Origin of the sequence: Shewanella sp. Shew256, from assembly GCF_002196695.1 — a bacterium.
GTDB lineage: Bacteria > Pseudomonadota > Gammaproteobacteria > Enterobacterales > Shewanellaceae > Shewanella > Shewanella mangrovisoli.
This window is the reverse complement of record NZ_NAJR01000009.1, coordinates 120,105-143,448: the sequence shown is the minus strand read 5'-3', so window position 1 is coordinate 143,448 and position 23,344 is coordinate 120,105. Positions and strand designations below refer to the sequence as shown.

Genomic DNA, 23,344 nt, shown 5'->3' with positions numbered 1-23,344 from the left:
AGCATCGATATTGAGCAAGGATACTGCAATGGCTGTAAGCCCAAAAATTAATCGTCGTGAACACATACTGCAATGCCTAGCGCAAATGCTAGAAACCAGCCCAGGACAACGTATTACCACCGCTAAACTCGCCTCTGAGGTCGGTGTATCGGAAGCGGCACTCTATCGCCACTTTCCGAGTAAGGCGCGGATGTTTGAAGGGTTAATTGAGTTTATTGAAGAGTCACTACTCTCCCGCATCAACATCATCATGGACGATGAAAAAGACACCATGAGACGTTGCCAATTAGTGCTACAACTGCTGTTGATTTTCGCCGAGCGCAACCCTGGGATCTCTCGGGTACTCAATGGCGATGCACTCTTAGGTGAAAACGAGCGTCTACGCAGTCGTATCAGCACCCTATTTGCCAAAATTGAAACCCAACTCAAGCAAATTCTGCGGGAAAAAACCCTACGTGAAGGGAAAGGCTTTAATTTAGATGAGGCTATTTTAGCTAATTTGCTGTTAGCCTTCGCCGAAGGGCGAATCGCCCAATTTGTGCGCAGCGAGTTTAAACTCAAACCAACGCAGCACTTCGATGAACAGTGGCGCTTTATTCAGCATCAGCTGTTACAAAGCTAATGATTTTTCAATACAAAGGACGGTAATCACCGTCCTTTCTTTTATCCCCCACGCCTTGTATCGGTATTTCTTTTGTTTTAATCTCAAGTAAACATTTTCAAAACAAAAAACACAATAATATTACAAGGATGTCAGATGAAATCTTTGCCATTTGCTGCATTGGCCGTAATTTGCTTGCCTATTATGTCTTTCAGTACATTCGCGGCCGAAACCTCGGCGACAAATGCCCTGTCACAATCCCAATTATTCAGTCGCGGTAACGAGTACTCTAACGTCAAGATCTCGCCTACCGGCAAATACTTAAGTGCAATCACCAGTGTCGAAGGCAAGAATGTACTTTTAGTACTCGATGCTAAAACCAAAAAAATGCTTAATGCAATTCGCTTCCCGAGCAACGCGCAGGTAGGCACCTATGAATGGGCCAATAGCGAGCGCATTGTACTGGCAAAAGAATACCTTAAGGGCTGGACCGATGTGCCCCAATACTACGGTGAATTAATGGCGGTCAACGCCGATGGTTCTCGCAAGGCGTACCTATTCGGCTATAACAGCGGCGAGCAACAAACTGGCTCGAATATCAAGAAAAACACCCCAATGCGCGCCACCGCCTTTATTCTCGACCCTCTGCCTGATGACGAGCGTTATATGCTGGTCAATGCGATTCCTTGGAATAATGAATCGAACTTAAACTTTGAATTGCTGCAGGATGTCTACCGCGTAGACCTATTTAACGGCACGCGTAAGCGCATTACAGGTTCTCCCATTGGCCAAGCTCGCTTTATGACAGACCATGAGGGTGAAGTCCGCTTTGTGGCTGGGGAAGATGGCAAAAACATCACTAAAGTCTTTTACCGCAAAGATGGCGAATGGGTAAACACCGACAAACTCAACCTTGGCTTAAGCGATTTCAAGCCTATCTCCTTCGCCGATAATAAAAATAGTATTTACGCCGCAGGCCGAGTGGGTAACGAAACCTTAGGCGTATATCGCATCAATCTCGAAACGGGCGAGAAGGCTGAGATTATTCAAGATGAAGCGGTCGATCCGAGCAACTTCTGGATCAACGGCACCAATAAGCAGCTGTATGCCGTTGAGTTTGAAAATGGCTACCCCAGTTATGCCTTTGTCGATAACAACGATAACCATGCCAAACTGCTTAAGGATTTACTCGCGGCCTTGCCGGGGCATCAGGTGCAGATCGTCAGCGAAACCCGTAATGGCGAACAATTAGTGGTGATTGCATTTAACGATCGCAATCCCGGTGATTACTATTTGTTTGATACGAAAAAGCTCAAGCTAGAGTATCTAACTGCGGCCCGCAAATGGCTCGACCCCGAAAAAATGGCGGAGGTTAAACCTATTAGTTTCACCAACCGTGATGGCCAGAAAATCCATGGCTACTTAACCTTACCCTTCGGCAAAGAAGCCAAAAATTTACCCTTGGTCGTGAATCCCCATGGTGGTCCCCATGGCATTCGTGACTGGTGGGGTTTTGACCCACAAAACCAACTACTTGCTCAAAATGGTATGGCGGTTTTACAGGTTAACTTCCGTGGCTCAGGTGGTTATGGCGAGCGTTTCGAGCAAGCAGGCTATCAAAAGTGGGGCTCGGATATTCAGCACGATATTATCGATGCAACTCAATATGTGATTGATCAAGGCTTTGCCGATAAGGAGCGGGTGTGTATTGCAGGAGCCAGTTTTGGCGGCTATAGCGCACTACAAAGCGCAGTATTAGCCCCCGATATGTTTAAATGCGCAGTGGGTATGGCAGGGGTCTACGATCTCCCTCTCTGGACAGATGATAGTGACGTTGCGGATTCATCTTCCGGAAGCAGCTATCAAAACAATGTACTAGGCAACAACTTGGAAACACTTAAAGCGATGTCTCCAAGCTATAACGTCAACAAGCTTAAGGCAAACTTGTTACTGGTTCATGGCGGTGACGATGAACGAACCCCGATAACACAACTCGAATCACTCGAAAAAGCCCTCAAAGCCCATAATTATCCCTATCAAAAACTGGTGATGGATAACGAAGGCCACGGTTTTTATGACGATAACCACAGAGCCAAGTATTACGATCAGATGCTGAGCTTCTTAAAAACCAACTTAAAACTTTAGTACTCACTAAAATAACTAGGGCGTGTTGACGTTTCGAGATTAAATTTTGTTCGTTCTGGCAAGCACGTGCTCGCGAAACGAGGAATGATGTGTCGTTATTCTACTCAAATGACGAGCGGCTCTTATGACAGAAAGTAAGAGCAAGGGCTTGCCAGACGAACCCTTCGGGCAGCATTTGGCTGGCTTTTCTGCCGCGTTATCGTCCGTTTATGTAGAATAACTACACAGCACGGACTTTGCCTTGCATAAAAACCCGCCAAATTGCTGCAAAAATAACCCTAAAACGTCAACACGCCCTATTATCTTCATCAAGATAATGATGTTTTAGCGCCTCAAGGAGCCAATAATCGATAAGGACTATCGGCTTTTTCATCTTCAGCGTGAGCGTTTTTTGGTATGAATTATCCGCAATTCGCGCTATTCTCCCCCACCTTGTTCTTACCCAGATAAGAACGAGTCGATTTGTACCTGAGTTCACCCATTGTACAAACTCAGTTTAGGGTGCTAGGTTTTCAGTGATAGCCGCTACTGCAGTAGTGGAGGATAAGATGGCATTAAGTGAAGCAGCAGTAAAAGTACAAGCCGCCCTACAAGAACGCGGACTTGAAACCCCCATGCTCCCCAATGTGTTTACGCCTGAAGAGCGTAAGGACAAGATTGAATTCCATATGAAGGAAATCCTGACGCTAATGTCACTGGATCTTTCCGACGACAGTCTTGCCGATACTCCACGCCGCATCGCCAAAATGTATGTCGACGAAATTTTCTCCGGCTTAGACTATGAGAACTTCCCGAAGATCACTGTCATTGATAACAAAATGGGCTTCGATGAGATGGTGCGCGTGCAGGATATCAGCCTGACCAGTACCTGTGAGCATCACTTAGTCACTATCGATGGCACAGCGACGATCGCTTATATTCCTCGTAAGAAAATTATCGGTTTATCAAAGATTAACCGCATAGTGCGTTTCTTCTCCCAGCGTCCACAGGTACAAGAGCGTTTAACTCAGCAAGTGTTAGTAGCCTTGCAAACCCTGCTCGAAACCAAAGACGTGGCCGTGAAAATGGATGCGGTGCATTACTGCGTCAAATCCCGCGGCGTGATGGACTCCACCAGCTCCACCACGACCACCGCCTTAGGGGGTATTTTTAAATCTAACCCCGCCACCCGTGCCGAGTTTTTAAATCAATCTAAATAAGGTTTGGATTTAATCAGAACATAAAAAACGCTGCCATTATTGATGAATCGCAGCGTTTTTGTTTTAGCGGTTGATCACAGGCTTAAGCCTATTAGGCCTCGATACCATACTGCTCACGGTACTGGCTTACCGCCGCCAGTTGCGCTTCCATACCCGGTTTTTCTGACAGATAGCTGATCAGATCAGCCAGTTTGATGATTGCCACAATACCGCAGCCAAAATCACGCTCAACCTCTTGGATGGCCGACAGTTCGCCCTTGCCCTTCTCTTGTCTATCCAGCGCGATTAATACGCCAGCCAGCTGCGCCTGATGGGCCTCGATGATTTCCATCGACTCACGAATTGCCGTACCTGCGGTGATCACATCGTCCACCAGCATCACCCGACCTTTAAGCTCGCTACCGACTAAGCTGCCGCCTTCACCGTGATCTTTTTTCTCTTTACGGTTAAAGCAGTAGGGAATATCGATATCATGGTGTTCGCACAAGGCCACCGCTGTCGTGGTCGCAATCGGAATACCTTTATAAGCTGGGCCAAACAACAGATCATACTCTATGCCTGAATCCACTAACGCCGCCGCGTAAAAACGTCCTAAACGCGCAAGGTCCCGTCCAGTATTGAATAAACCCGCATTAAAGAAATAAGGACTGATACGGCCCGATTTAAGGGTAAACTCACCGAATCGCAGTACCTGACGCTCTAGGGCAAATTCAATAAACTCACGTTGATAGGCTTTCACAATCTCTCCTTACGACTTTAACGTTCTATTTTTATTGGGTTATAGCAATATTGATTTAATAAAAAGCCCCATAACGGGGCTTCTTATCAACAACAATTAATTCAATGCGGCTTTCTGCACATCGACGATTTCACGAATACTGTTCTTCGCCAACCCGAGTAGCTCAATCAATTCTTCATGGCTAAACGGCTCACCTTCGGCCGTGCCTTGAATTTCAATAATCTTACCGGTTTCCGTCATGACTACGTTCATATCGGTTTCAGCCGCGCTGTCTTCCACATATTCGAGATCGCTGATCGCTTCGCCGTTGTAGATACCAACGCTGACCGCAGCAATTAGGAATTTCAGTGGGTTAGACTTGATAATACCCTTACCGCGCGCCCAGTTTAGCGCATCCACTAAAGCTACACAGGCACCAGTGATAGACGCAGTGCGAGTACCGCCATCGGCTTGGATCACATCGCAATCGATAACGATAGTGTTTTCGCCAAGGGCTTTCATATCGACGCAAGCACGCAGTGCACGGCCAATCAGACGCTGGATCTCTTGAGTACGGCCAGATTGCTTGCCGCGAGCCGCTTCACGGTCCATACGGCTGTGGGTTGAACGTGGCAACATACCGTATTCCGCCGTCACCCAGCCTTGTCCCTGACCTTTAAGGAAACGTGGCACACCCTCAGTAAAACTGGCGGTACAAAGTACTTTGGTTTCGCCAAACTCCACTAACACAGAACCTTCGGCATGGGCCGTAAACTGGCGAGTGATAGTGATGGGACGTGTTTGTGCTGGCGTTCTGTTACTTGGACGCATGCGAGATTCCTGTATTCTGAGTCATTGACCGATTTTGGCTGCATATTATAGGGATTTGTGCCTGAGGATGCCATGCCTAGGGCCATTCTCTGACAAACTCCCCATCTTTAAATGCTAGCTTACCCCTAGCAGTATATTGTATGCCTTTAATCCTAAAGCCATTGACTCTATAATCGCCTATCAATATGACGATTCAACCATCAGGACAATCCCATGATCCAAAGCATGACAGCCTACGCTCGCATCGAGCACAAAGCACAATGGGGCACCGCCTCTTGGGAAATTCGCTCAGTCAACCAGCGTTACCTCGAAACTTACTTACGTCTGCCAGAACAATTCCGCAGCTTCGAGCCCGTACTGCGCGACCGCCTGCGTAAACGCTTAAGCCGCGGTAAAGTCGAGGTCAATTTACGCTATGAGTTAGCCGACAACAGCAACAGCGAACTCAAATTAAACCAAGGGCTAGCCAAGCAGTTGCTCGACGCCGCCAGCTGGTTAAAACAAGAAGCCGGCCAAGGCGAAGTGAGCCTGACTGACATTTTGCGCTGGCCAGGTGTGCTCTCAAGCTCAGAGCAAGATATGGATGCCATTGCCGCCGAGTTATTAACGGCTTTCGATTTAGCAATAGACCAGTTTATCGAAGCCCGTGGCCGCGAAGGCGCCGCGATTAAAGAAATGCTTTTAAGCCGTTTAGAAGGCGTCGAAGAGCAAATTGCTATCGTGCGCGAGCACATGCCTAAAGTGATGGAATATCAACGCGATAAACTCACCAATCGCCTCGCGGAAATCAAAGGTGAACTCGATCCCGCCCGCATCGAGCAGGAGATGATCCTGTTAGCGCAAAAACAAGATGTGGCCGAAGAGATGGACAGACTCGAAGCCCATGTCACCGAAGCGCGCCGCATCCTCAAAAAAGGCGGCAGCGAAGGCCGTCGCTTAGATTTTATGATGCAGGAATTTAACCGCGAATCTAACACCCTCGCCTCAAAATCCATCAGCACCGAAATCACCGCCGCCGCAGTCGAGCTAAAAGTGCTCATCGAACAAATGCGCGAGCAGATCCAGAACGTCGAATGATGTTTTTAGCGGTTTAATACTGCTTAAAAACCACTATAAAACCATGCACTTGCATGGTTTTATGTTTTTACATGTTCGCCATTGTTTGCTATTATTTATGAAAAAGTGGGACTAAAGTGGTGACTAAAATCGCTTGAAACCACTGAAAATGGCCAAAAATAGGCCATTTTAAAGTTTAGTCACCATTTTTGACTTAACTACATGAATGACAAGCAAATTAAATCTTTTTTAAAAAGCAAAGAGCTTGGACGTAAAGCAGTGGGGGACGGGCTCTATATCAGAGTCCAAACTGAAGGCGTCGCATATTGGGAAGTCAGGTACAGCGTTAACGGCAAACGTCGTTCAATGGTACCCAATGGTGGCGTTTACCCTGCAATGTCTTTAGTCGAAGCTAAAGCCGAAGCCGCAAAAGTTAAACTGCTTGCCAAGCAAGGGATAGATCCTCTCGCCGAGCGGGAACGGCAACAAGAAATTACCATTAAGACCGTAAATGATCTTTTTGACGATTGGTATCAATGCACCGCCCCACGTTTAAAGCATCCAGAAATCCCGATGCGGATGTATACCAAAGACATAAAACCCGCCATAGGCCAATTAAAAGTAACCGACGTGAATGCCCGCGATATTAGGGCCATTCTTCATAAGGTCGTTAAAAGTAATCGCCCTACTGTTGCGAATAAAACACTGTTGTTTTGTAAGCAGCTTTTTAACCACGCTTGTAAGCTTGATGTCGCCTCAGGCAATCCTGCTGCCGCATTTAACACTGCCGATGCAGGTGGACTCGAGAAAAACCGTACTAGGGTGTTATCCCTAAATGAAATCGCCGCAGCATTTCCCGTTTTGAGAAATAGCAGACCCATTTTTAGTCATGAGAATTATCTTGCCGTCGCCCTTTTACTATGCCTAGGGGTCAGGAAGGGTGAGCTAATCGCAGCCAAATGGAGTGAGTTTGATTTCGACCAACAGGTTTGGCGTATGCCGAAAGAACGCAGCAAAACAGGCGTAGGAATAACGATTCCATTGTCGGAATTTGTCATTGAATGGCTAAAAGAATTAAAAATCATCGCTTGTGGCTCTGAGTATGTATTCCCAGCACGTAAAGCCAGTAAGCGTCGTGAATATATCGCAAACGATACTTTAAACCATGCATTAGCCAAGCTGTTTGGTCAAAAACATGACAGCAATAAACAGCCATTCGAAAATTTACTCGGGAAGGCTGGTGTTGAGCATTTCACCGTTCACGACTTACGCCGTACCTGCCGCACTTTGCTCGCTAGCCTTAAGGTTCCCCCTCATATTGCCGAGCGATGCTTGAACCACAAGCTTAAGGGTATTGAAGGCACTTATAACCACCATGATTATTTAGAAGAGCGTCGAGAAGCGTTAGATAAGCTAGCGGCCTTGATCAGCCCAATTATAAACAACCAAACGAATGTCATCTCATTCATCAAACCACAATCAGCGAAATAGGTAACAAACATGGCCGTTATGCCTAAAAACGTAAAAAAAGCTCGAATTTGTGACCTTAAAAATATGATTTTGCCAGAGATGGCGCCTGACCAATTGAGGATTTTAGGGGTCAAACTCGAAGATTTCTATCCTGATAATCTGGCGGATACTCAAGCCAGCAATGCTGGTGGCATAGAGCTAATTAAACTGCTTGAACGCAGAACAAATGAATTACAGAGGCTTGGGAGCGAACTTTACGTTCACAAAAACCACCATTCATCCTCGCAAATTGAATTGGTACAGCAAAACATACACGTATTTATGACTCAATGTATGACGCTATTAAAGCTCGCCTCACCTTCAATTCCAGAAAGTGAGCCCTATTACAAAATAATAGATCGACTCGTCGAAACGGCGGTTTATATTGGCTATTACGCAGGTAGCAATGACACTTTAGCCCTGACTGATAGATACACAGATTTAGGTTTCGAAGCATATGTCACTAGAACGCAAGCTGGCGGCCAAGGCAAAGCGAGTAAAACTATCTGCCTAAAAGAATTAGTGATTGAAATGGCAAACTGTATTTACCTTGACCCTGATTGTGTTGCAGCCTCAAAAGAAAATGTAGCTGAAGCCATATATTGGATTATTCGAGACTTCTCGGCGAAAGGCGCAAACAAGGGCATCTCTGCATTATTGAAATTTAGCGACCGTCACCCAGAGCAACACACAATCTACAACTGGATTAAAACTATCACAAAACCAGTCAATCGATTAAAAACGCCCAAACCGAGTCTCGCCGTAATCAAGGCAAAATTAAAAAGATCCTTCACAGATAAACAAATCTTATCAAAAATAAAATAGCCAACATTAACAATGTCTTGAGCCTTATTTTAAACACTTCTGCTTAGCAGAAGGGGTAGCATCACTCCTACATTTCGACAAAATCACTCCCGAACTAACCTAAACGGGAGTGAACATGAACCCATCAAATCACGAATCCTCAGATCGCCTTGTACGCGAAGCCGAACGGAAAAATATTACCTCGATCTCACGTACAACGGCATGGCAACTAGAGCGTAAAGGCCTTTTTCCAAAACGCCGCCAGCTATACCCACAAAGCAATCATGTCGGCTGGCTATTATCCGAACTCAATGCATGGGTAAACACCCGCGAAAGTATCAATTAGGAGAGATAAATGATTAGTAAACCAGATACGCTACTTGCCATGTATTTAGACGACAACAGGCTCATAACAAAGCGTGAAATTCAACGAGCCTTAGGTATCAGTCGCTCGACTTTGTGCAGATGGATTTATTCTGGGAAATTTCCAGCGCCGAAAATAAAAAAACATGGCTGGCAGCGCTGGCTATTCAAAGATGTGCATCAGTGGTTAAACGAACAAAACTCAAAAGCAGGTTAAGCCTGCTTTTTTTAGCGCAGCTCGTGACACACTTTGAGTCAATCAGTGAACAGCACTAAACAACGTCAATGAGCTGCAAACCTTACCCAACAAGCTTAATCAATACTACACAGCCCCGAACAACGGCGGATATTAAATAATATACCCGCGCCAATCGTTCAGGCCGTCAAATATTCAAGAATAATAAAATGACAAAGCAAACAGTGACTACCAACGCCCTATCGACTTCGAGAAATCAAAACCGTCAGTTTTGCATTAATAGCCATAACTCGGCCTTATTCCCATATAAAAATCACGCATACGAAGTCTACAAGCCAAAGACCCTAGACCTTGACTATCGCTCACTTAAAACCATTATCGCTGACTACGAGATAATGCTAAGCCATTACTGTAGGGTGTTAGTTTGTCGAATTGATTTACATCCCCAAACGGCCTCAGCAGATAATCAAGCCATCAGCCTGTTTCTCAAAAATCTGGAGAGCACGCTGTCATCAAAATACCGAACAAAAATCATTTTTCACTGTGCGAGAGAGCAAGACGGTGCAGACAAAGAACATTATCACCTCGAGCTAATGCTTAGCAGTCATAGGGTCCAGCATTCCTCAAAACTCCTTTCGATTGTCAAAAACATGTGGAAAGAGCAAGGCACTGTAGCCTTCGTTGATAAGCCATATTGCATTATTCGGCGAGGCGACAAGGCCTCAATAAAAGCGGCCTTATACCGCTCCAGCTACCTAGCTAAGGAACATACTAAAAAATTAAATGGAAAGGCGAAGGGCTTTATCAGCAATAAGCTCAAGCCTTCTGCACGCTTTGATTTATCGACGGATCTCATGCTGGTTGATCCAAATATCACCTTCGAACAAAAGCGCCGTAAGCAATTATATAAAGCTAATCCACCCGCTACCTCATCAGCTAATCCTAAAGCAGCGACAAAGACCAAATATGGCTGGTTTGTGACCTTGGACCATAGTCAACAGTTGAAAGAATGTATCGCATCGAGCAGCAGCCTATCGCACCTGCTCGATGCAACCGAACTCGAACATACCATGCCGCTTGATCACACATATAGAGGCTTACAAGCACCCCATGAACCGAGAAGCGGCCACATACCAATCTAAAAAATGATCAGCTTGCCGGTGATTTATTAAACAACGACAAACAATCTCGAACAGGAGTTAGGAGGGGGATCAAGAACAACCCATTGATCATAAATAAACAACGCTTAGCAAATGGCAAAACAAAGCCCATGAACCGAAGAAATCCTGATCATCTCGATGATCATAAGAGAGGGGACAATGAGTAAATTCGAACTCGCAACCTTACCTAAATGCGGCGCTAAAACCCGCTCTGGTTCTTGTTGCCAACGATACGGCACTAAAGCCAATGGCCGCTGCAAGCTCCATGGCGGCCGCTCAACAGGGGCAAAAACAAGGGAAGGAAAACTGAAGATACGCACCAATGCGATAGTGCACTCCACCATCTGGCATGTCGATAACCTGCGATTTGGGAACATAAAACAGGAGGACTACGAAAACGCAGTCAACGCATATTTAAGGCTAATTGAACTCTGTGTGGTCAACGATAGAACGGCTTACAACGAGGCCATGGAACTAACAAATCAGTACCGTGTTGAGCTTGAAATGGTCAAATTTGCTATCGCCAGAAGTCAGGGAGCCGAAGCCCTGTTGTTGATCCAATCGGCCTTAGACCAATTCTATAAAGAGGACGGCAGCAAGCATCTCTCATTCCATGTCCAAACCCATATATGCCCACCCATCTTTTTTACATCAACCGAGCTGACTCCAAGTCAATTCGCCGCACAAATGACATTTGATATGAGGGCTCAACGCAAACATGGGGATAAGTACAGCCATCGAGTACGCAATTGCGCTTTCGTCCGCAATTATCAAAAGGAACTTAAACAGCATCAGATGACACTATGGGATTAAAGCAAAGCGCTTGACTAGGCCAAGATCGAATTAGCTTAATACGCCCCGTTTAACGCCTCTACGGTTAAGGATAAACAACCCCCACGTCAACAATCTGCGTTGAATCCTGCTCAGGTCTAATCGTTTTTAGGCCTGAGCCATTACCACTACAGCGCTTTAAATCGCAAATCTCTAGTAGACTATACCCTCGTCGCGCTCTTTCTTGATATCAGCCTGCCTAGCGAGTTTTTGCGCAGCGGTAAGGGGAATAGCCGCCTGCTCAAGCATCCTATCGTAGTTTTCATCTGGGGTGACGTCATAACCCATGCCACGTAAAACTGAAATCATTCGAGGTATTGGGCAAATCACTTCACAACCACCCTCATGGGATATATGCCCACTTAGCATTGCGCCATCAAGAATATGAGAAAGTCGACGGATGAACTCAGGGGGAACTGAGTCAAATAGATAGGCTGAATGGAGCTCCTTCTCATAGGAGCGACGTGTCCCCCAAGGCTTTGCCACCAGCAAAAACACATCGACCTCACCATCGACTAACAGTTGCACAACCGACATTATTCACCTCCATCCAATTATGTTGGCATCCCAATACCCAACTTAATCAATACAATGCTCTCTTTCTGCCATTACGCAACCTCGGTATTCCGTTTAATTTGTGAACTTAACCAGCAAAGCGCATAATTGCTTGCAACGGGTTAATCGGTAACGTCATATATGAATATTGCGCGAGTAAAAAAGCTGGTGGACGACTTACAAACCGAAATGCCATTCATCTGTGGGATCAACAGCAAACAAGACTATTTAGCGGCACTCAACTTAGTTGAAGCGCTAATTGACGACTTAGATGCTAATGCGCTGCTGCTCGATTTACTCGTATTAAGGATTAACGAATACGAAGAACAGTGTGACGAACTCAAAGATTTTAATAACGCGGTCAAGAATACCGATAAAGGTACCGCCGTGCTGCGCGTGCTAATGGATCAGCACGGACTTAAGGTTACCGATTTTCAACATGAAATCGGCGACGCCACAACAGTCTCCCTGATAATTGATGAAAAGATACCATTAAGCCTTGCCCAACTCCGAAAATTAGCCACGCGCTTTAATGTGCCCAGCGCAATTTTCATTTAAATCGGAAACACCCCACAACAAGAGTTGCCCTCGTGATTGAGAATCGATTGCTTGCAACTCAGTACTGAAAAAATCACTCAAAAGGAATGGCTATGTTATATCCAGTAGCAATCGAAACGGGCGACAACGAACACGCCTACGGGATTATCTTTCCCGATCTACCGAATTGCTTTTCCGCAGGCGACACGCTAGACGAAGCGCTTAACAACGCTCATGAGGCTGCTGAAATGTATCTCGAAGATTTGGCTAAACGCCAAATACCACCGCCACAGGCAAGCAATTTAGAAACGTTACAAATGGATCCTGAATACCATGGCTGGTCGTGGGCGATTATCGACGTTAACATCGAGCCCTATTGCAGTGCTCAACAACCACAACGCGATGAACGCTAACGCGTGGATAACAGCTTTCGGAGCGTGGCATTACCAGCTTAGACATCCCCTATTTCTCAATTTATCGACAATAAATTTATCGACTTATCTCACTATTTCTTATGGGATGATATCTCAAAACTATGGCACAATCGGTCTACGATTTTGCTGGACAGTGAGGCCTTACCCCCTCTTTAGCCAAGAGAGCCGGTTTCGGCTTCTCCTGCCCCTAGATTCAAACGCTAATTGCCCAAATCAACCATAGCGAGTTGAACCTAAAACATTAAGTATCTGCGCCCAGCACAACACTAAGGGCTCGCGCAAAAGCCTAAGCAGATACCGCAATATTTAAATGGAACTAATATGCTAGACGATATTAAAAAGACCCTCTGGGCCGCTGCCGATAAACTACGCGCCAACGTTGACGCCGCCGAATATAAGCATTTAGTGCTTGGGCTGATTTTCTTAAAGTTCGTGTCCGATACCTTTGCCGCCCGCCGTGCCGAACTTGAACGTCGCTTTGTCGATGTTAACGACGACTATTTTTTACACGATGCCGACGCTGACTTTATCGCCGAAGAACTCGAAGAGCGCGACTACTATATCGAGGTCAACGTATTTTGGGTGCCTGAACCCGCCCGCTGGGAAGGGCTTCGTGCGAATGCCAAACAGGCCAATATTGGTAAGCAAATTGACGATGCGCTAGACGCTATTGAAAAAGAAAACCCAAGCCTCAAAGGCATTTTAGATAAACGCTACGCCCGCGCCCCGCTGCCAGATGGCAAGTTAGGAGAGCTCGTTGATTTAATCTCCACCATCGGTTTTGGTGAAGACCAATCCAAAGCCCGCGATATCTTGGGCCAGGTGTACGAATACTTCTTAGGCCAGTTCGCCAGCGCCGAAGGCAAAAAAGGCGGTCAGTTCTATACGCCACAGTCCATCGTCAACACCTTAGTGGCCGTACTCGACCCGCACCAAGGCAAAGTGTACGACCCATGCTGTGGCTCGGGCGGTATGTTCGTGCAGTCAGAAAAGTTTATCGAAGCGCACGGTGGTAAACTGGGTGATGTGTCGATTTATGGTCAGGAATCGAACCCAACCACGTGGCGCTTGGCGGCGATGAACCTCGCCATTCGCGGTATCGACTTTAACTTAGGCCGTGAACCAGGCGACACCTTTACCAAGAACCAGCACAGCGATTTACGCGCCGACTATATCCTCGCCAACCCGCCATTTAACATCAGCGACTGGTGGCATGGCAGCTTAGAAGGCGACCCGCGCTGGGTGTATGGCAACCCGCCACAAGGCAACGCCAACTATGCGTGGCTGCAACATATGTTGTATCACTTAAAACCCACTGGCCGCGCCGGTATTGTGCTGGCCAATGGCTCTATGTCATCCAGTCAAAATAGCGAAGGCGATATCCGTCGCGCCATGGTCGACGCCGACGTGGTGGAAGTGGTGGTGGCCCTGCCAGGCCAGCTGTTTTTTAACACCCAAATCCCCGCCTGTTTATGGTTTTTAACCAAACAAAAAACCGCCCGTAAAGGCGAAGTGCTGTTTATCGACGCCCGCAAACTGGGCAAGATGATTAGCCGCGTGCAAAGCGAGCTGGACCAAGCCGCCATTGACCACATTGCCAACACCGCCAAGGCTTGGCGCGGTGAAGACATGACCGGCGTTGAAGGCTTTGAAGATGGTTATCAGGATATCGCCGGTTTCTGTCGCAGCGTGCCGCTTAGCGAGATTGCCGAGCATGGCCACGTGCTGACACCAGGCCGTTATGTTGGTGCAGAAGAAGTGGAAGATTGCGACGAAGCTTTTGCTGACAAAATGACCCTGCTCACTGAAAAGCTGGCCGATCAAATGGCCAAGGGCGCAGAACTGGACCAGGTAATTCGGCAGAAGTTGGGAGGGCTGGGTTATGAGTTCTGATTGGCAAAGCGTTTTTCTATCTGAAATTGCAAATTACTCTCAGGGAATTCAGGTAATTCCCGAAGATCAATTTTTAGAACCTACTAGTGACTCTGGCCGTTTCGTTAGGATAATTGACTACACGAATCCAAGTGAACCAGTTCGATACATTAAGAATCCAGGAGCTCGTTACTCTGTTACACCAGACGATATTGTAATGATTCGATATGGCTCACAAACAGCGGGGAAAGTAGTTCGCGGTATATCTGGCTTTATTGCCAACAATTTGTTTAAAGTGAATCTGAAAACCTCTGAAGTTGATGCTGGTTTTCTTTATCGAATTTTAGATTCAAAAAAAGTTTTCGATTATCTGCGCGGTTCACAATCTTCCTCAACGATGCCTGCAATCACTTTCGGAATGATGGATAGAATCGAATTGCGTTACCCATCCATCTCAGAGCAACGAACAATATCAGCTTTCTTTGATTCTTTAGACGACCGCATCGCACTCCTCCGAGAAACCAATGCCACTTTAGAGGCGATTGCGCAGGCGTTGTTTAAATCGTGGTTTGTGGATTTTGATCCGGTGCATGCCAACGCAGGCACGCAAGCCCCAAGCCTGCCCCCAGAAATACAGGCCCTATTCCCAGCCACCTTCACCGACTCCCCCCATGGCCCAATCCCTGAGGGGTGGACTGTTTCTTGTTTGAGTGAAATTTGCCAAATCGCAAGTGGAAAACGCCCTGAGATTCGTTCAGATGTTGAATGTGAAGGGGCAAAAGTACCTTTATATGGTGGCGCGGGTGTCATGGGCTACACAGATAAGTCATTATTTGATTTAAAGAAAATACTGACAGGCCGAGTCGGTACACTTGGTAAAGTGCATATTGCTACTCCACCATTCTGGGCTTCAGATAATGTGCTTGTTCTAACACCAAAGGATCAATCCAATTTCTATTTTTCTTTAAATTGGCTGTTGGCCATTGATGTACACTCATTAAATCGTGGCTCTACCCAGCCGCTTTTGACCCAAAAAGATCTTGGCGCACAGCAGCGTGCTTTGCCCCCAAATGAAGTTCTTATTGAGTTTGACAGTCTAGTTGCCGAGCTATATCTGAAAATTCAGGCTAATAGCCAGCAAGCCCAAACCCTCGCCACCCTGCGCGATACCCTGCTACCGCGCCTAATATCAGGCAAACTCCGCTTACCTGACGCCCAAGCAATATTAGAGGAGGATATTTATGCCGCTAAATAGCCACCAGCCCTACAATGAGCTGCCATTATTACCCCCCGCTATTGAGCTAGAAACTAAAGCCGTGCTTAAGCAGGCGATTTCGGCGAATAGGGTGTTAGCCAACCTGCGAGGCTTAACGGCCAAAATCCCCAATCAGGGATTGCTGATTAACAGCATCGTGCTGCAAGAGGCGCGCTTATCTTCTGAAATTGAAAATATTGTCACTACTAATGATGAACTGTACCGCGCTGCTGCCGATCCCGATGGCAAAACTGCCCCCCATACCAAAGAGGTGCTCCGCTATCGTGAAGCACTCACCTTTGGATTTCGGGCACTCAAAGAACGGCCTCTCAATACCAATCTGTTTATCGAGCTAGTACGTTTTATCAAGCTGGTGGATATTGGTATCCGCGCGATTCCGGGGACATCACTGAAAAACGAGCTAGGCGAAGTCGTCTACACCCCACCAGTAGGTGAGAAGGTTATCCGCGATAAGCTCTCGAATCTTGAACAGTTTATCCATGCCGATGATGGACTCGATCCCCTCGTAAAAATGGCGGTTATGCACTACCAATTTGAAGCTATTCATCCTTTCCCCGATGGCAATGGCCGTACTGGGCGGATTTTGAATTTGCTCTATCTGGTTGAGCAGGGCTTACTCGATGTGCCTATGTTGTTTTTGTCGCGCTATATCATCGCTCATCGCGCCGATTATTACCGTGGACTAAGACGGGTGACTGAAGAGCAAGACTGGGAAAATTGGTTGCTGTTTATGCTACGGGCTGTCGAGGTAACCGCACAGCAAACCTACGACCAAGTGGTGCGCATTCTCGACCTGATGGAAAACACCCGTGAACGCGTTCAGCGTGAAGCTGAAGGCGTTTATAGTAAAGACCTTATTGAGGTGATCTTCCAGCAACCCTATACCAAAATCGCATTCGTGGTCGATGCGGGTATCGCTAAACGCCAAACCGCGTCACGTTACTTGCAGGTACTTGCTGAGCTGGGTGTATTACGTGAAATGCCCATTGGCCGGGAGAAATATTATATCAATGATGCGCTGTTTGCCGAGTTAACCCGCTAACGGCGCATATAAACGTGTCGATTTTTAAGTGATTTTTAAGCACGTTTTGTGTTTATGTCGACAGCATCGACATATCACTAAAACGTGTCGATTTTAATGTGATTTTTAAACACGTTTTGTATTTATGTCGACAACATCGACATATCACTAAAACGTGTCGATTTTAAGGTAATTTTTAAACACGTTTTGTGTTTATGTCGACAGCATCAACAGGTGATAAAAACGTGTCGATTTAAAAGTGGTTTTTAAACATATATCACTTTTTACTAAAAAAAGACTCCACAAGGCACCCTTGCGCCTAGCTTGAGGCTCTCTCATTTTTTAAGCTCAAAAACGGTTGGATGTTGGAACAACCATGATAGCGATGATAAGGCGCTAGGACAGAAAAAGGTAAGGAAACAATGACGCTTGAAGCGAATAAGCAAGCATATCGCGATTATTTAAGTCGAAAAGGACGCACGGAAAACACCATTAATGCCTATGTATCAGGCGTAAATACAATTTCCCGTCATGTAGGACAAGAAGTGTTTTTAATCACCGATATCGAGGTGCTGGAACGCTTATGGCAAGACTATGGCACCACAGGGCAATATCGGGATATTGGCGATCAAAACAATGGTAGCGCCCGAAGCGGCTTAAGAGAATGGGTTGAATTACAACGTAGCTTACAACTGGATAATACTGAGCAATGGCTTGAGGTCGAGCTAAAAGAAGGTGCTATTAGGAACGGCTATATCGCCATAAAGCGTGAGCAGATGGCATTTTTTAGCCCAGAGTTTATTGCCGATAATACCGGTGTCAGCCCCAAAAAATTCAAGCTGCGATGGCCTGATGGCGAACAAGTCGAAACATGCGTATTAAGTCAGTATCACCGGATACAAGCACGATTTAATAGCCGATTCTCACAGTATCAGGCTCCAAAAACGATTTATATCAGTAAAGACGCATCTGATGAAGCTCTCTACTTCGTATCTGAAATCAAACCCAATTCTGTAACCTCATCACCCATCGATATCATCCAAAGAAGCGCAGAAGAGCCTATGCCAGACATTAAAGTACCACTCAATCAAATCCTGTTTGGCCCACCTGGCACGGGAAAAACCCATGAAACGGTACGAGCCGCATTAGAAATATTAGACCCAGCTGCTGTTGAGCAATTTGATACCGCATACTCTACCAGCAGCAATTGGGCAGATAAGTGCAAGGCCCGTGAAGTGCTAAAAGCACGTTTTGATGAGCTTAAACAGCAAGAACGCATTCGATTTGTCACCTTTCACCAAAGCTTTAGCTATGAAGACTTTGTTGAAGGACTTAGAGCTGAGACAGTGGATACCGATGAGCAAAAAGGGCAACTGCGTTATCAGGTAGTTGATGGGGTATTCAAAAATATGTGCTTAACAGCGGATGTTAAAGTAACTAGGAGCATTGAAGGCTCGATATCCCTTGAAGGACGACGAATTTGGAAAATGTCACTGGGTAATACTCTAGGTTCAGATGCCACGGTTTATGATGACTGCATTAACGGCAATTGTGTTTTACTTGGCTACGGAGATGAAATTGATTTTTCGGGTTGCCACAATCGGCAAGAAGTGGAACGAAAATTTGTAAACGCTGGCGTAACACTTAAAGGCCCTAACGACTATCAAGTGACCAGTGTGAATGCATTTGTCACTCAAATGAATAAAGGCGACCTAGTTATTGTTAGTGACGGTAATTTTAAATTCCGTGCAATAGGTGAAATCACTGGTGATTATGCGTATCTGCCAAACCCCGAATATGATGGTAACTACGCACAGATGCGCTCCGTGAAATGGCTTCGTCAATACAGCCCATCCTTACCACACTCCGAGTTGTTGGATGGTCAATTCAGTCAGATGACGCTATACAAACTACAAGCTCCTACGCTAGAGATAGCCAAACTTGAACGATTGCTTGCACCAGCAACCACCGAACACCAAACCCCAGAGCATAATAAACGCGTACTTATTATCGATGAAATCAACCGGGGCAATATCTCGCGTATTTTTGGAGAGCTCATCACCTTAATCGAACCCTCCAAGCGTGCCGGTGCACAAGAAGCGCTTGAAGTGACGCTACCTTACTCTAAAAAGCCATTTAAAGTGCCAAGCAATGTGTATTTGATTGGCACCATGAATACCGCTGACCGCTCACTAGCTGGGCTGGATATTGCGCTACGCCGCCGCTTTACCTTTAAAGAAATGCCCCCCAGACCAGAACTATTCACAAACCTCAACATTGAGGGGGTAAACATCAAGGAATTGCTTAAGGTGATGAATGAACGGATTACAGTGCTGCTGGACAGGGACCACTGTTTGGGGCACGCCTACTTTATGCCGTTGTTTGATAAGCCCACACTCGCTAAGCTCGGCGACATTTTTAAGCAAAATATTATTCCGCTACTTCAAGAATACTTTTTTGAAGATTGGGAGCGCATTCGCTGGGTTCTGAATGACCAGAGTAAAGTGAGTGTTGATGCTTTTATTGTTGAGGATAAAACGAATCTCTCGACACTATTCCCGAAGGTAAGTGACAAACTACGCCAAACGCCGCAATGGCGCTTAAATCATAATGCTTTTGAGCGTATTAGTGCTTACAGGGGGATTGTAAGTGTAGCCACCAGCAACATTATTGAAGCCGCTGACGACCCTGTATATGACGTCGATCTAGAAGAGGTTGTGAGCTGATGCCACACCATGTTGTGGTACGCGAATATGCGCGGTTAACATCAGCGCCATTAGCAATCACATCTCTGGATGAAGCGCAGATATCAGAATCGGCTTTTGACTGGTTGTGTGAGCTATCCGCAGGGTTTAGCCGCTCCGGGGCCAAACTGCTGCAACTTGAAAACAGGCGCTGGTTACGACTCGACAGTTTTGTCGGAGTGCTTGAAAGCCCCTGTGGCCAAGTCATTGAGATTTTGCCGAAGCACTTCGAGGAAGGGGATTGTGAAAAGCAATCCCGTAGCCTACTCAAAAAGTTAATTTCCAGCAGTTTGCAGCTTAACTGCCGTGAGGCTGAAGAAGCCGGATTAGAGCTGTATGATGCCCCATTAGCTGAGTGGGTAATGGGGCAGTTTTTGCATCAGCTAGAGCGACTTTTGAAACGAGGCCTTAGGTTTGATTATCAACGCGTAGAAGAGGAACAGCGTTATTTACGTGGCCAACTGGACGTCGTACGCCAAATGCGCCAACCTCCCGGACGGGCGCACTTTTTTCAAATTCGCCATGATGTGTTTTTACCCAACCGGCCGGAAAACCGATTGCTGAAACGAGCATTGCTGGTGGTACTAGAACACGCCAAAGAGGCCGCTAACTGGCGCCTTGCCCATGAACTTGCGGCTATGCTGCATGAATTACCTGAAAGTCGCGATGTTGAGGCTGATTTTAACCGCTGGCAGCATGACCGCCTGATGGCGCATTACGAGCCCATCAAGCCTTGGTGCGAACTAATTTTGCATCAGCATATGCCACTAGCTGTGAGTGGTCATTACCGAGGGATTAGTTTGCTTTTCCCAATGGAAAAGCTATTTGAGCAGCATGTTGCGCGCATATTGCAACGTCATCTGACCGATAATGCCAAATTGCAAACTCAGGTTTCTAGTAAATATCTATGTAGGCAAGGCGATAAGAATATGTTCCGACTTGAGCCTGATTTGTTAATCAGCAAAGGGGCTGAACGTTGGATACTCGATACCAAGTGGAAACGAGTCAACAGTACCGCTAGTCCAAAATACGATCTTAGTGAGAGCGATTTTTACCAGATGTTAGCGTATTCACGGCAATACTTGCCTGACGGTAAAGGGGAGATGGTATTGATTTACCCCAAAAGCAGCATGTTCACTGAACCCTTAAAGCCTTTTGATTTTCATCATAATTTGGTATTACACGTCTGGCCTTTTGACCTAGAACGTGATGAACTGATCAGTGGACAGTCGTCATTACCACTAATACCTAAGTCCATTTTAGCAACTGAACCATCTAGGGCGGCGTAAACAAGGATTGTATGCATGACTGAAGACCAACTGGAACAAGAGGCACTAGGCTGGTTAGGTGAGATTGGTTATACCCACATTTGCGGCTATGACATCGCCCCAGACGGCCCAGCGGTATCAGCGGAGGTGGAATAATGTTTGATTTACGTACCCTGGAAGACATCAGCCTGTTGGCCGAGTCATATGAGGTTGAGTGCAAACTAGCACAAGGTGCTGATGGTAACGGCGAGCTACCAAAAGACTTTTGGCCGACTTACTCTGCTATGGCCAATGCCTATGGTGGCGTGGTGCTGCTGGGTGTACGCGAGAAAAATGGCCACTTTAGCCTTGCCGGGGTGAATAACCCCGATAAGCTGCGCACGGATTTATTTAACACCTTAAATAACCCTACTAAGGTCAGTGTTAACCTGCTTAATGACCACCATGTCGTTACGGTAAGTGTCGATGGTAAGCAGATTATGGTTGTCACTGTACCAGCTGCAAACCGCAAGCAAAAACCGGTGTATTTAAACGGCCAGCCACTGGGTAATACCTTTCGCCGATTGCATGAGGGTGACAGACGCTGTGACAACGAAACCGTAAAACGGATGTTGGCAGAGCAAATAGAAGATGAACGTGATGCCCGAATTTTACCGGGTTTTGGGATGGCAGATATTGATCCCGAAAGTTTAAGGATTTACCGGCAGATGCTGAAAGATGAAAAGCCGGCACACCCTTTTTTAGAACAAGACGATTTTAATTTTTTAGTAAGTTTGCGTGGCTGGCGCAAGGACAGACAAACTGGCGAAGAGGGTTTGACGTTAGCTGGCTTACTAATGTTTGGAAACTGGTTAGCTATCCAGGATGCGCTACCTAATTATCTGGTTGATTATCAAGAACGACCAGAAGCAAAAGCTGAATTACGCTGGGTTGACCGAATAGTACCTGATGGCACTTGGACAGGTAATTTATTTGAATTTTACCGCAAAGTTTATCGTAAGTTAGTTTCGGATCTTAAGGTGCCATTTTCCTTAAAAGATGGGCAGCGTCAGGACGATACCCCAGTACATGTTGCTTTGCGTGAAGCTTTAGTGAACACCTTGGTTCATGCTGATTACAGTGGCCGCCTATCGGTGTTAGTGGTGAAACGACCTGACATGTTTGGTTTCCGTAATCCAGGCGGTTTGCGTTTGCCAATAGAACAAGTGATACGGGGTGGTGAAACAGATTGCCGCAACCGCATCTTACATCAAATGTTTTTGCTCATTGGTTTGGGAGAACGTGGAGGGTCTGGTATCCCTAAGATCTACAGTGGCTGGCGCAGTTGTGATTGGCGACCACCACAGCTGGTTGAGAAAGATGAGCCAGAGCAAACACAGCTTATGCTACACATGGCTGATTTATTGCCAATTGATGTCGTGGATAGCATGAGGGTTAAGTTCGGTGCGCGCTTCGATAATTTGGATAGGACAAGCCGTTTAATTGTAGTGACCGCAGCAATTGAAAAAGTTGTAAGTCACAACCGATTGCTTGAATTAACTGATTCGCACTCACACGATTTAACCTTACTTCTAGCAACGTTGGTAAGAGATGGCATGCTTACGTCAGATGGTAAATCTAGAGGAACTGTGTATTTTCTGCCAGGGGAAACCTTACCCACGCCTGAGCAGGTGTTTAACGCACCAACGTTTACGGGAGCTTCATATATTGGGAGCAGCTCCGAGTATAACGATGAGAGCTCCGAATATTTGACCACCAGCTCCGAGTATTTAGTCGAGCGTGAGGATGTAGTAACAAGCGAAGATTCAAGCCGAGATCACCTTGGAAGGTTGCTAAGTGAACATTTGGATGCGCCTATTATTGATGACCTTGATACCTTGAACATTGATTTTAAAGCGGAACTCGAGCAAATAGCTGAGTTACCCAGAATCAAGGCTAAATTGAGCCCCCAACAAATGGAGCAGGTACTAATGCAACTGTGCAGGGAGCAATTTTTAACATTGTCGGTGTTAGCAGCCTTGGTAAAGCGTAATCCAGATGGTTTACGTCAGCAGTATCTCAGTAAGATGGTAAAAGCCAAAACAATAGCACTAGCGTTTCCAACTAAACCGACGCATGAAAAGCAGGCTTATCGCACTCGCAATTATGTGCTTTAAAGCAAAGCGCCATTGTATTTTTTATCGTAAATAGGCGGCTTTAGTTTTTGAGATTGGCACCTTCAAGG

The 23,344-nt window shown here is 46.1% G+C and carries 21 protein-coding genes; 18 read left to right on the top strand and 3 right to left on the bottom strand.

Annotation, left to right across the window (positions count from 1 at the left end):
• Nucleotides 1–28: 28 nt before the first annotated feature.
• The 3 genes from slmA (at nucleotide 29) to folE (ending at nucleotide 3,945) form a co-directional block, all read left to right on the top strand.
• Nucleotides 29–622 carry a nucleoid occlusion factor SlmA gene (gene slmA / locus B5P39_RS16490; protein ID WP_011624325.1) on the top strand — a complete coding sequence of 198 codons (594 nt, stop codon included), beginning with the start codon at nucleotides 29–31 and terminating at the stop codon, nucleotides 620–622.
• A gap of 135 nt (nucleotides 623–757) precedes the next feature.
• Nucleotides 758–2,746, top strand: a complete 1,989-nt coding sequence (locus tag B5P39_RS16485) for an alpha/beta hydrolase family protein (RefSeq protein WP_088212310.1) — start codon at nucleotides 758–760, stop codon at nucleotides 2,744–2,746.
• A gap of 548 nt (nucleotides 2,747–3,294) precedes the next feature.
• A complete protein-coding gene (gene folE, locus B5P39_RS16480) occupies nucleotides 3,295–3,945 on the top strand; it encodes a GTP cyclohydrolase I FolE (protein ID WP_011624327.1) in 651 nt (216 codons plus the stop codon).
• Between the two features lie 91 nt (nucleotides 3,946–4,036).
• Here the strand turns inward: folE and pyrE are convergent, their stop codons facing one another.
• A complete protein-coding gene (gene pyrE, locus B5P39_RS16475) occupies nucleotides 4,037–4,684 on the bottom strand; it encodes an orotate phosphoribosyltransferase (protein WP_011624328.1) in 648 nt (215 codons plus the stop codon).
• 96 nt (nucleotides 4,685–4,780) lie between these two features.
• Nucleotides 4,781–5,494, bottom strand: a complete 714-nt coding sequence (rph, locus tag B5P39_RS16470; RefSeq protein ID WP_011624329.1) for a ribonuclease PH — start codon at nucleotides 5,492–5,494, stop codon at nucleotides 4,781–4,783.
• A 213-nt stretch (nucleotides 5,495–5,707) separates the two neighbouring features.
• On the opposite strand from rph, the gene B5P39_RS16465 reads away from it, so the two are divergent.
• The 7 genes from B5P39_RS16465 (at nucleotide 5,708) to B5P39_RS16435 (ending at nucleotide 11,395) form a co-directional block, all read left to right on the top strand.
• A complete protein-coding gene (locus B5P39_RS16465) occupies nucleotides 5,708–6,571 on the top strand; it encodes a YicC/YloC family endoribonuclease (protein ID WP_088212309.1) in 864 nt (287 codons plus the stop codon).
• Between the two features lie 201 nt (nucleotides 6,572–6,772).
• Nucleotides 6,773–8,041: a tyrosine-type recombinase/integrase gene (locus B5P39_RS16460; protein ID WP_041420584.1), complete on the top strand. Its 1,269-nt coding sequence runs from the start codon at nucleotides 6,773–6,775 to the stop codon at nucleotides 8,039–8,041.
• A 9-nt stretch (nucleotides 8,042–8,050) separates the two neighbouring features.
• Nucleotides 8,051–8,884: a hypothetical protein gene (locus B5P39_RS16455; RefSeq protein ID WP_088212308.1), complete on the top strand. Its 834-nt coding sequence runs from the start codon at nucleotides 8,051–8,053 to the stop codon at nucleotides 8,882–8,884.
• Nucleotides 8,885–8,999: 115 nt separating this feature from the next.
• Complete coding sequence (locus B5P39_RS16450; protein WP_088212307.1) at nucleotides 9,000–9,209, top strand: helix-turn-helix transcriptional regulator; 210 nt, start codon at nucleotides 9,000–9,002, stop codon at nucleotides 9,207–9,209.
• 9 nt (nucleotides 9,210–9,218) lie between these two features.
• Complete coding sequence (locus B5P39_RS16445; protein ID WP_088212306.1) at nucleotides 9,219–9,443, top strand: helix-turn-helix transcriptional regulator; 225 nt, start codon at nucleotides 9,219–9,221, stop codon at nucleotides 9,441–9,443.
• Nucleotides 9,444–9,817: 374 nt separating this feature from the next.
• Entirely contained in the window at nucleotides 9,818–10,564 is a 747-nt protein-coding gene (locus tag B5P39_RS16440) for a YagK/YfjJ domain-containing protein (RefSeq protein WP_254915800.1), read from the top strand.
• A gap of 177 nt (nucleotides 10,565–10,741) precedes the next feature.
• Nucleotides 10,742–11,395, top strand: coding sequence for an HGGxSTG domain-containing protein (locus tag B5P39_RS16435; protein ID WP_088212304.1), 654 nt, complete (start codon nucleotides 10,742–10,744; stop codon nucleotides 11,393–11,395).
• A 171-nt stretch (nucleotides 11,396–11,566) separates the two neighbouring features.
• Here the strand turns inward: B5P39_RS16435 and B5P39_RS16430 are convergent, their stop codons facing one another.
• Nucleotides 11,567–11,950 carry a hypothetical protein gene (locus B5P39_RS16430; protein ID WP_088212303.1) on the bottom strand — a complete coding sequence of 128 codons (384 nt, stop codon included), beginning with the start codon at nucleotides 11,948–11,950 and terminating at the stop codon, nucleotides 11,567–11,569.
• 159 nt (nucleotides 11,951–12,109) lie between these two features.
• On the opposite strand from B5P39_RS16430, the gene B5P39_RS16425 reads away from it, so the two are divergent.
• From B5P39_RS16425 to B5P39_RS16390, 8 genes are all read left to right on the top strand, one after another.
• A complete protein-coding gene (locus B5P39_RS16425; protein ID WP_088212302.1) occupies nucleotides 12,110–12,526 on the top strand; it encodes a helix-turn-helix domain-containing protein in 417 nt (138 codons plus the stop codon).
• A 92-nt stretch (nucleotides 12,527–12,618) separates the two neighbouring features.
• Nucleotides 12,619–12,918: a type II toxin-antitoxin system HicB family antitoxin gene (locus B5P39_RS16420; RefSeq protein ID WP_088212301.1), complete on the top strand. Its 300-nt coding sequence runs from the start codon at nucleotides 12,619–12,621 to the stop codon at nucleotides 12,916–12,918.
• Nucleotides 12,919–13,260: 342 nt separating this feature from the next.
• Nucleotides 13,261–14,832 carry a type I restriction-modification system subunit M gene (locus tag B5P39_RS16415; RefSeq protein ID WP_088212300.1) on the top strand — a complete coding sequence of 524 codons (1,572 nt, stop codon included), beginning with the start codon at nucleotides 13,261–13,263 and terminating at the stop codon, nucleotides 14,830–14,832.
• Nucleotides 14,822–16,066 (top strand): restriction endonuclease subunit S, encoded by a 1,245-nt coding sequence (locus B5P39_RS16410; RefSeq protein WP_088212299.1) that lies wholly within the window; start codon nucleotides 14,822–14,824, stop codon nucleotides 16,064–16,066. The genes B5P39_RS16415 and B5P39_RS16410 overlap by 11 nt, the downstream gene beginning before the upstream one ends.
• The gene (locus B5P39_RS16405; RefSeq protein WP_088212298.1) at nucleotides 16,053–17,129 is read left to right on the top strand and encodes a Fic family protein; all 1,077 of its coding nucleotides are present in this window, start codon (nucleotides 16,053–16,055) and stop codon (nucleotides 17,127–17,129) included. Before B5P39_RS16410 ends, B5P39_RS16405 begins: the two co-directional genes overlap by 14 nt.
• 401 nt (nucleotides 17,130–17,530) lie before the next feature.
• The gene (locus tag B5P39_RS16400) at nucleotides 17,531–19,834 is read left to right on the top strand and encodes an AAA family ATPase (protein ID WP_088212297.1); all 2,304 of its coding nucleotides are present in this window, start codon (nucleotides 17,531–17,533) and stop codon (nucleotides 19,832–19,834) included.
• Complete coding sequence (locus tag B5P39_RS16395; RefSeq protein ID WP_088212296.1) at nucleotides 19,834–21,141, top strand: McrC family protein; 1,308 nt, start codon at nucleotides 19,834–19,836, stop codon at nucleotides 21,139–21,141. The genes B5P39_RS16400 and B5P39_RS16395 overlap by 1 nt, the downstream gene beginning before the upstream one ends.
• A gap of 134 nt (nucleotides 21,142–21,275) precedes the next feature.
• Nucleotides 21,276–23,276: an RNA-binding domain-containing protein gene (locus B5P39_RS16390; protein WP_088212295.1), complete on the top strand. Its 2,001-nt coding sequence runs from the start codon at nucleotides 21,276–21,278 to the stop codon at nucleotides 23,274–23,276.
• Nucleotides 23,277–23,344 lie beyond the last annotated feature (68 nt).